The sequence below is a fragment of the Verminephrobacter aporrectodeae subsp. tuberculatae At4 genome (genome assembly GCF_000193225.1).
Classification (GTDB): domain Bacteria; phylum Pseudomonadota; class Gammaproteobacteria; order Burkholderiales; family Burkholderiaceae_C; genus Acidovorax; species Acidovorax aporrectodeae.
In genome coordinates this window covers 1-2,937 of the sequence record NZ_AFAL01000785.1, presented here as the reverse complement: position 1 = coordinate 2,937, position 2,937 = coordinate 1, and the positions used below count along the sequence as shown (strand labels likewise).

Genomic DNA, 2,937 nt, shown 5'->3' with positions numbered 1-2,937 from the left:
ATACAGGACGCTGCCGGCAACGACGCGGCCAGCTTTGCGGCCACCGAGGTGCTCAACAACACGCCCGCGCCACAGGGTCAAACTCCGTCGACCTCGTCAGCCCCATCGACCCTCTCGACCCCCTCGACCCTCTCAACCCTCTCGGCCCCGGCAGGCCCGACGGACAAGAGCACCCAGGACACGAACAGCAACGGCATTCCCGGCAGCGCCAAGAACCAGCCCCCGGCACCTCCAGCCCCGCTGGCGCAGCCCCCGTGGCCGACGACGGCAACGGAGACGGCATCCCGGACAGCACGCAGGCAGCAGTGCATTCGACCCGCCTTGTGCTCAGCAGCCCCACCGGAGCAAACCAGCCCGCAGACACGGCCAGCACCCCCGTGACCCTGGTAGCCGGCAGCCAGGACGGCCAACTGGACCCGGACAGCAGCGGCGCACGCATCACCCGCCTGGAGCAAGAGGACGCACCCGCCGAGTTGCCCCAGGGGATGGAGACACCCCTCGGACTCCTCCGCTTCGAGGCGACACTGGCCACGGGCCGCAGCAGCCAGACGTTCAGCCTGTATCTGGACCCGGCGCTGGGCGTGGGCGGCTACTGGGCCAGGGACAGCGCGGGCAACTGGGTCCATCTGAGCAGCGCACCTTACGGCGGCAAGGTGGCGAGCGAAGGCGGGCGGTTGCGGCTGGACTTCGAGATCGCCGATGGCGGGCCGTTCGACGCCGACGGCCAGGCCAACGGCGTCATCACCGCCCCGGGAGTCGCAGCGCGCATGCCCTTGTCCCTCGTGGGGCAGGCGCCGGACGCGGTGGCTGGCCTCTGGTTCTGACGAGGCAGCGCAGGGCTTGGGCAGCGGCTTGCCGTGCCCAACCGCCTATCCACCCCCGCGGGCGGCTTGCACCCGAAGGCATGGGCAGGCCGCACCGCATTCGTCTGCATGGTGCGGACATGGCCGCCTGAGCGAGCCGGCCGGGTTCCGGCATGCAGACCAGCCCGCAGACGCGGCCAGCAGCCCCGTGACCCTGGTGGTCGGCAGCCAGGATGGCAAGCTGGACCCGGACAGCAGCGGTGCACGCATCACCCACCTGGAGCAAGAGGACGCCCTCGCCCAGTTGCCCCAGGGGATGGAGATGCCCCTCGGGCTGCTCCGCTTCGAGGCAACGCTGGCCCCGGGCCACAGCAGCGAGGCGTTCAGCCTGTACGGAGACCCGGCACTGGGCGTGGGCGGCTACTGGGCCCGGGACGGCACCGGCACCTGGGTCAACCTGAGCAGCGCGCCCTGCGGCGGCCAGGTGGCCAGCAAGGGCGGGCGGCTGCGGCTGGACTTCGAGATCGCCGATGGCGGGCCGTTCGACGCCGACGGCCAAGCCAACGGCGTCATCACCGCGCCCGGCGCCGCAGCGCGCATGCCCTTGTCCCTCATGGGGCAGACGCCGGACGCGGCAGGCAGCCTCTGGTTCTGACGGGGCAGCGGCAGCGTCTGGCACAGCGGCTGCCCAAGCCCATCCGCCCCGGCGATGTGAGCATGGGGAGTCGGCGAGAGCACCGTCTGCGCCCTGTTCTGCGCAGGCATCGAACGGTAGCGCACGGGAGGCGCGACGGGACAGTCGAAAAAATTAACGGATGAATCGTCAATATATGTTTAAATATGATTCCGTTTGTTACGCGTTCGTTGCCACTCCGGTTGGCGCCAAACCCGTGACAGCGGCTGCTTCGAATCCGCAACTGCGCATCAACCATCAACCGCTTAAGGAAAACCATGACCCTCGCCCCCATGAAAGTCAGAGTTTGGGCCGACACCTACTACACCTACAGGTCCGCCCAGGAGAAAACGACCGTCTTGCATTTCCAGTTCGACGACCGGCCGGGGTGGTCGATCTACATGCGCCCCGAGGACCGCAGCTCCGGCTACCGCCACTTGCCCCTGGAGCCCGACTACCGGATTGATGGCGGTACCGATAACTTCCGGGGTTACGCGCGGATCGAGCGGGACCCCCGCAGCGAGCGCCTCTGGCTCTCACTGCGTGTGGAGAACGGCGAAACGCAATGGCACAGCAACCCCGTGGACCTCGGCAGGGTGATCGCCCCCGATGGGGGCCGGAGGTACATGGGGGACATGTTTTTCGATATGTTTTCCATCGACACCGTCAGGCCCAAGCCTCACAGCATCACGATCGACGACGAACACCTCCAAATCGACGAAACCGCCACCGTCACCTTTGTTTTTAGCGAGAAAGTCGCCAACTTCCAGCCCGCCATCGACCTCTCCAACGCCCATGGCACGCTGGGCAGTCTGACCACCGTGGACGGCGGCATCACCTGGACCGCCCCCTTCACACCCATGGCCAACACGGACGCCGAAAATTGCGTGATCTCCGTGCGGATGAACGAGGTGCGGGACCTGTCCGGCAACCCCGGAGGGGACCCCTATAGAGGGATTACCCCCGCCAACAGCAACGGCTACGCCGTCAACACCACGCGGCCCAGCTTGGCCACTACCGGCCACACCATCGACGACAACCAGCTCGGCATGGGCCAGACCGCCCACATCAGAATCAAATTCAGCGTGGCGGTAAAGGGCTTTGACGCCTCCGACGTGATCCTCGCCCCGGGCAGCGGCAGCGTGCGCCAAGTGCTCGCCTCGCAACCCGCGGCCGACGGCAGCAGCGACACCTGGGAGGTGGTGCTCGATGCCCCCGGCGCCGACGGCGCTGCATCGACGAACAACCCGATCAGCGTGAACCTCGCGGGCGTCAGCACCCGCGCGGGCAACGCGGGCCAGGGCACCGTGGCCACGGGCCTGAGCTACGGCGTAGACCTCACCCGGCCCACGCTGCTCAGCACCCGCATCAGCTACGGCGCAGGCGAGACCGACAACATTCTCAAACTCGGCGAAACCGCCCTGGTCATCTTCACCTTCTCCGAAGCGGTGACGAACTTTG

Annotated in this window: 3 protein-coding genes and 1 pseudogene; all 4 read left to right on the top strand. The window is 67.5% G+C overall.

The window, feature by feature from the left end:
* Positions 1-381, top strand: a pseudogene (locus VTU_RS35185) (hypothetical protein); the annotation flags it as partial.
* Positions 378-824 (top strand): choice-of-anchor U domain-containing protein, encoded by a 447-nt coding sequence (locus VTU_RS0121515; protein ID WP_138927998.1) that lies wholly within the window; start codon positions 378-380, stop codon positions 822-824. The pseudogene VTU_RS35185 and the gene VTU_RS0121515, both read left to right, overlap by 4 nt.
* A 187-nt stretch (positions 825-1,011) precedes the next feature.
* Entirely contained in the window at positions 1,012-1,458 is a 447-nt protein-coding gene (locus VTU_RS0121510) for a choice-of-anchor U domain-containing protein (protein ID WP_010108668.1), read from the top strand.
* A 296-nt stretch (positions 1,459-1,754) separates the two neighbouring features.
* Positions 1,755-2,937: Ig-like domain-containing protein (locus VTU_RS29320; protein ID WP_010108666.1), on the top strand; the 1,183-nt coding region annotated here is incomplete at its 3' end.